At 65.9% G+C, this 5,250-nt stretch carries 6 protein-coding genes; 3 read left to right on the top strand and 3 right to left on the bottom strand.

The window, feature by feature from the left end:
* Positions 1-1,341: sensor histidine kinase (locus BRAS3809_RS18315; protein ID WP_035656724.1), on the top strand; the 1,341-nt coding region annotated here is incomplete at its 5' end.
* A 12-nt stretch (positions 1,342-1,353) separates the two neighbouring features.
* Here the strand turns inward: BRAS3809_RS18315 and BRAS3809_RS18310 are convergent.
* The 3 genes from BRAS3809_RS18310 to BRAS3809_RS18300 all read right to left on the bottom strand — a co-directional run bounded on the left by BRAS3809_RS18310 (position 1,354) and on the right by BRAS3809_RS18300 (position 3,796).
* Positions 1,354-2,214, bottom strand: coding sequence for a formate/nitrite transporter family protein (locus tag BRAS3809_RS18310; RefSeq protein ID WP_008963572.1), 861 nt, complete (start codon positions 2,212-2,214; stop codon positions 1,354-1,356).
* Between the two features lie 135 nt (positions 2,215-2,349).
* Positions 2,350-3,036: a GntR family transcriptional regulator gene (locus BRAS3809_RS18305; protein ID WP_008963571.1), complete on the bottom strand. Its 687-nt coding sequence runs from the start codon at positions 3,034-3,036 to the stop codon at positions 2,350-2,352.
* Between the two features lie 46 nt (positions 3,037-3,082).
* Positions 3,083-3,796 (bottom strand): GntR family transcriptional regulator, encoded by a 714-nt coding sequence (locus tag BRAS3809_RS18300; protein ID WP_008963570.1) that lies wholly within the window; start codon positions 3,794-3,796, stop codon positions 3,083-3,085.
* Positions 3,797-4,063: 267 nt separating this feature from the next.
* On the opposite strand from BRAS3809_RS18300, the gene BRAS3809_RS18295 reads away from it, so the two are divergent.
* Positions 4,064-4,453: a copper chaperone PCu(A)C gene (locus BRAS3809_RS18295; RefSeq protein WP_008963569.1), complete on the top strand. Its 390-nt coding sequence runs from the start codon at positions 4,064-4,066 to the stop codon at positions 4,451-4,453.
* A gap of 87 nt (positions 4,454-4,540) precedes the next feature.
* Positions 4,541-5,250: outer membrane protein assembly factor BamB family protein (locus BRAS3809_RS18290; protein ID WP_035656726.1), on the top strand; the 710-nt coding region annotated here is incomplete at its 3' end.

Genomic DNA, 5,250 nt, shown 5'->3' with positions numbered 1-5,250 from the left:
GAGTCCGGCGCGGACACGCTGCTGAAGCTGATCGCGAGCAGCAGCGCGCTCGAATTCGACAGCGAGCGCGAGGGTGTCTGGATCGAAGTCATCCGCAAGATGGACGAGGTCTATTCCGACCTCCTGCGCTACGAGGTCGATCTCGAGCACAAGAATGCCGAGCTCGAGGAGGCGCAGGCCTTTGTCACCAACGTCATCGAGTCCGTCTCGGACATTCTCGTCGTGTGCGACGCCAGGGGCACGGTGCAGCAGGCCAACTCGGCCTTCCAGCGCGCGTCGGGACGCACGCTCGAGGATATCGCGGGACGCAATATCGCCGAGATGATCGATCACGATCACCGCGGCAAGCTTGCGGCGTTGCTGAAGCCGCGCAGCAGTGCCGAGGTGGTCGACGGCGAGCTGCGGTTTGCCGCCGGCGGATCGAGCTCCGACCTGTTCGCCATCAACAGCTCGCCGCGTCACGACCATCGCGGCCGTTTCATCGGCGTCGTTCTGACGGGACGTCCGATCGGCGAGCTGCGCCGCGCCTATGAGGCGCTGCACAAGGCACATCAGGAGCTGCAGCGGGCGCAGCGGCAGCTGGTCGAGCAGGAGAAGATGGCAAGCCTCGGCCGCCTCGTCGCCGGCGTCGCGCACGAGCTTAACAACCCGATCAGCTTCGTCTATGGCAACGTTCATACCTTGATGCGCTACCGGACTGCGCTGGTTGGCTATCTCGACGCGGTCCACGAGCAGCCGGCTTCCAGCGAGGTGGCAGCGTTGCGCAAGGAGCTTCGCATCGATGCCATCGTGGAGGATTTCGGGCCGCTGATCGAGGGCACGCTGGAAGGCGCCGTGCGCATCAGCGAGATCGTCAAGAATCTGCGCCGGCTGTCGTTCTCCAAGCTCGGCGAGGTCGAGCGTGTCAACATCGAGCGGTTGATCAACACGGCGGTGCTGTGGGCCGGGCGCACCAAGCAGCACCGGGTCGACATCCAGATCGAGGTCGAGCCGGATCTGTGGATCTCCGGCAATGAAGGCCAGCTGCACCAGGTGATCGTCAATCTGGTCGAGAACGCGATCGATGCGATGCGCGCCACCGAGCTGCCGCGCCTGGTCGTCGCAGCGTCGCGCCACGGCGGCGAGATCCTGTTCCGGATCACCGACAATGGACCGGGAATCGACAAGGATCATCTCAGCCATATCTTCGAGCCGTTCTTCACCACCAAGCGCGTCGGGGAGGGCACCGGCCTCGGGCTCTGGATCAGCTACGGCATCGTGCGCGAGCACGGCGGCGAATTGTCCGCGACCAACGATCCGCAGGGCGGCGCGACGTTCTCCTTCGCCTTGCCGGCTGCCTGACGACGACCGGGATCAGGATGTCTGGTCGAGCTCGGCAGCGACCTGGCCGTAGTTCAGCATTGCCACGAGCGTCGTCCCGCCCACGACGTTGCCGAGCAGGGTCGGGACGAAGAAGACTGCGACGTAGTCGCTCAGCGTGGCCTGTCCCTTCAGAACGAGAAAGGCGCATTCGACCGATCCGGCAATGACGTGCGCGAACTGGCCCAGCGCCACCAGATAGGCCATCACCATGACGATGTGAGCGCGAGCGCCGCGCACGGCCGGCAGCAGCCACGCCATCAGCGCGATCAGCCAGCCGGCGAAGACCGCGCGCATGAAGGTGGTCGAGAACGGGCCTTCGACCGTATGGCGGCTGATCTCGGTGAAGGCGTCGACGATACGCGGGTCGAAGACGTCGGTGTAGGCCAGCGCCGCGCCCGCGGCCCACGTCCCCGCGACATTGGCGATCAGCACCAGGCTCCACAGCCGCGCGACCTGGACGAGCGTCTTTGCGTCGCGATGATGCAGCAGCGGCAGGATCGGCGTCAGCGTGTTCTCGGTGAAGAGCTGCTGCCGCCCGAGCACGACCACGAGGAAGCCGGCGGTATAGCCCAGCGGGGCGAACAGCCGTCGGGCCGCCTCGTCGGCGACGAAGGCCTGGAATTCGCCCTGCACGATCAGTGACAGGCTCATCGACAGGCCTGCCGCAAGTCCCGACAGCAGGATCGCGAACCAGCGTCGCTCCAGCTCGCTTTCGCCTTCGGCGCGGATGGTCTCATGAATCAGCGCGGCGTTGGGCCGGCTCTGCGCCTGGATTTCCCGTCGCTGCCGATCGGAGACGCCCTCGATGTCGGCCGCGGGGCTGAAGGTCGGGGCGTTGGCCTTGCTGCGCACGTCGCGAGTCCGTCGGTTGGCGCAGGCGGCTGCCGACGCGGAAGGGAGGCTGTGGCATCCCTTGTCCGCAACGTTCCAGGGCAAGCCGGAGTTCCTCACGACTGCGACCGAGCGCGCGATCGGGCGCTCAACGCATCATGACGGCGTTGCGACCGGCACGCGGTCGCGTTGCTTCGACAGCCGCGCCAGCAGCACCGTGGCGGTGCGCGTGATGTGCTGGCGGGCGAGATCCTCGGCCTTTGGCGCATCGCCGGCGATCACGGCGTTGAGGATGTCCTCGTGCTGGTCCCAGATCCGCCGCGGCGTCTCGTCGCGCATCAGCACCTCGCCCATCAGCCGGCGCAGATGCAGCCAATGCGGCTGGGTCGTATCCTGAATGACCGAATTTCCGGAGATCCGATAGAGGAACTCGTGAAACTTGACGTCGGCCTCGATCAGCTTCTCGACCGAATGCTCGCGCTCGGCACGGCGGCCCTGCTCGATCAGCCCGGGGCCTTCCTCGGCAGCCCGCTCGGCGCCGCGCGTCGCCGCCAAGCCGCAGGCGAGCCCTTCGGCGACGGCGCGGATCTCATAGAGATTGCGGATGAAGTCGGTGTCGATCGGCGCGACCTCGAGGCCGCGCCCCGGCGCCTCGCGGACAAAGCCCTGATTGCGCAAGAGGAGCAGCGCCTGCTGCACCGGCTGGCGGGAAACGCCGAGGTCGCGCGCCAGATCGTCCTGGATCAGCCGCGCCGATTCCGGCAGCTCGCCGCCGACGATGTCGGAGAGGATCCGCTGGTAGACGCGCTCGGTCAGGTTCGGCTGGGTCTTCAGCGGCGGCACGTGGCCTCCTGCGTCCGGTCAGCCATCATGTCTCGTGCGCGATGCGTCATAGCGACATCTTCCGTCCCGCGAGCGTGCGCCGCTGCTTCGGCCTGTCGTCCTGCTGGGCTTCGAGGTGGCGGATGAACACGCGTGCCGCGCGCGAAATGTGCTCGCGGCTGAGGCGCTCGGCGTCCGTGCTGCGCCCCTCGATCACGGCGGCGAGAATATCCTCGTGCTCGTCCCAGACCGTCTGGGACATGCCTTCCTCCTTCTGCAGCACGTCGGACATCACGCGCTTCAGATAAGGCCAGTGCGGAGCCATCGTCTCGTCGATCAGCGTGTTGCCAGAGAGCTCGCTCAGGAAGCGGTGGAAGGCGATGTCGGTCTCGATCTTGCGGCTGACCTGGCCGCTCTTGAGGGCTTCGTGGCCGGCCACGATGTAGGCGGGCCCTTCGCGCCCCGCGCGATCGCTCGCGCGCTCGGCGGCGAGCCGCGCCGCAAGGCCTTCGAGCACGGCACGCATCTCATAGAGATCACGGACCAAACCCGGGTCGAGCGGTGCCACGATCAGCCCGCGGCCGGGCGCGCTTTGCACCAGCCCGCAACCGCGCAGCAACACCAGCGCCTGCTGAACCGGTTGTCGCGACACGCCGTAGGCCTGGGCGAGATCGTCCTGGATCAGCCGTGAGCCAGACGTCAGCACGCCGCTGACGATCTCGTCGGTGATCGCTTCGACGACCTGGTCGACCAGGGAGGGGGCAGGAGGCACGATTCGCATGGACCATCACGTTTTGGGGAACAATAGCACGGCGGCCGCAAAAATCCATTTGCGAGGAATTCGAATTCAGAGTACGAATTCAAAACAAGCAAGCCAAGCTAAAATGGCTTCCATTGATCGGGGAGGGCGTCCGTGTCGGATCAACCGGCTCGTTCGAAGCGTGACCAATGCCGCTCGGCGCCCTCGGAGGGCAGCGTGCGCTTAGGCCCTCTGCCGGTTGTCGCGCGCATAATTTTCGCGGCATTTTCAGCCTTGTCCATTGCTATGATGTCGCGGCCTGGGGTGGCCGGCGAGGGGCTGACATTGTCCGACGCCTGGGTTCCCGCGGCGCCGGAGGTCGGTCGTGACATTCCGCTGTTGCTCACGATCCGGAACGAGACGTCATCGCCCGAAGCCTTGATGCGCGTGCGCTGTCCGATCGCGAATTTCTCCGAGCGCCACATCGTGGATCGCGGCGAAGGCGCGCCCGCGATGCGCTCCATCCCCAACATTCCGATTCCCGCGGGCAGTACGCTGGTGCTGCTGCCGACCGCCTATCACGTGATGCTGCTGCAGACGCGCGAGCCGCTCGAGCCCGGCAAGCGCTTCACCTGCACGATCGTGTTCCAGAAGGCTGGATCCATCGAAACGGAGGTCGAGGTTCGGAAGTCGCCCTGAAGCTCTTTTGTCGCCTGCTGCCTCTTCGCTGCGAGCCAGCGGAGTGTCGTTCAACAAAGCTCAAAATCATGTTGGGAGAGGGAAATGATGAGGAAACATCTCGGGACCACATTGCGGGCGATGCTGCTCGCGAGCGCCGCCTTTGCTTGCTTCCAGCTCGCAGCGCCGGCACGGGCCGCCGACGAGACGACTCCGGAGCGGCTGCTGAACGCCGAGAAGGAGGCCGGCAACTGGCTGCATCACCACAAGAACTACTCGGGCACGCGGTTCTCGACGTTGAAGGAGATCAACAAGGACACCGTGAAGAACCTGAAGGTCGCCTGGACCATGCATCTCGGCGGCGTCGAGGGTGGCGGCATCTGGAGCCACGGCGGTCTCGAAGGCACGCCGATCGTCGAGAACGGCATGATCTACGTCACCGACGGCTGGGGCTCGGTCTACAAGATCGATGCGCGCGGCGGCAAAGGCCAACTGGTCTGGAAGATGGATCCGAAGACGGATCATGATTGGGCCGGCGCGATCGCCTGCTGCGGCGTCGACAATCGCGGCGTGGCGCTGTGGGGCAATCTCGTCATCTCGCACACGCTGGACGGCCGCCTGATCGCCACCAACAAGGAGACCGGTCAGGTGGCCTGGCAGCGTCAGGTCGCCGATCCCGACAAGGGCGAGGTCATCACCGGCGCGCCGCTGATCGTCAAGAACATGGCGGTGTCCGGTGTCGCCGGCGCCGAATACGGCATCCGCGGCTGGATCGCCGCCACCGACCTCACCACCCAGAAGGAAGTCTGGCGCACCCA

The sequence above is a fragment of the Bradyrhizobium sp. STM 3809 genome, from assembly GCF_000239795.1.
In the GTDB taxonomy this organism is placed as follows: domain Bacteria; phylum Pseudomonadota; class Alphaproteobacteria; order Rhizobiales; family Xanthobacteraceae; genus Bradyrhizobium.
The sequence above is the reverse complement of the archived record's forward strand: the minus strand, read 5'-3'. Positions and strand labels throughout refer to the sequence as shown.